Consider the following 772-nt stretch of genomic DNA (forward strand, 5'->3'; position numbering starts at 1 on the left):
ATCAACGATTCTCTTGGTGGGGGCCGCTCAAGCAGCGGCTCTTAAAAAAAGTCGCGTTGTGAAACAGGGTGGCCGGCCACAGGCTGCCATGGATCTGGTGCTCGACGGTTTGTTTTACCGCCTTCGCAATTGCGGGCCATGGCGCGACCTGCCGCCCCAGTTTGGTCCGTGGGAGACGCTCTACGGCTGGCATCGCAAGCTGGCGCGCGCTGGAGTGTGGATGCAGTTGCTCAAGAGCTTCGCGCGCAAGGTTCGCGGCACGGTGGTGCTGGTGGATGGCACACACATTCTGGCGCACCAGAGCGCGGCCAATCCACGCGGCGGCGCGGCAGCCCAGGCGCTGGGCAAGACCCGTGGCGGGCGCAACAGCAAGCTCATGGCGTTGACCGACAAACGCGGGCGGCTCATGAGCATGAAACTCATCGAAGGACAGGCGTATGAAGGTGCTCATGTGCTCGGGTTGTTGCCGCGAGGGGGGAAGTGGCGCGTGGTTGGTGACAAGGGCTTCGACAGCGACAAACTGCGCCGGGCTTTGGTGGCGCGCGGTCACAAACCTTGTTTTCCAGGCAAGAAGAACCGTAAGCATAAGATCAAATACAGCAAACCTCTCTACCGCCAACGCTATCGGGTGGAGAACTTCTTCTGTCGCATCAAGCTTTGGGCCTGCTTGTCATTGCGCCGCGATAAACTTGCCTTGCACTTCACCTCTCTGTTGGCTTTTGCCGCCGTCATCGATTGGATGCAGCCTTTCAAGAAGTTTTAAAACACTGCC

At 59.3% G+C, this 772-nt stretch carries 1 protein-coding gene; it reads left to right on the forward strand.

The window, feature by feature from the left end; all coding sequences use genetic code 11:
• Window positions 1-763 (forward strand): IS5 family transposase (locus AC24GY_RS29455; protein WP_487690456.1); only part of this gene is annotated, 763 nt, incomplete at its 5' end.
• Window positions 764-772 lie beyond the last annotated feature (9 nt).

The organism is Prosthecobacter sp. Pr1 (assembly GCF_057652315.1).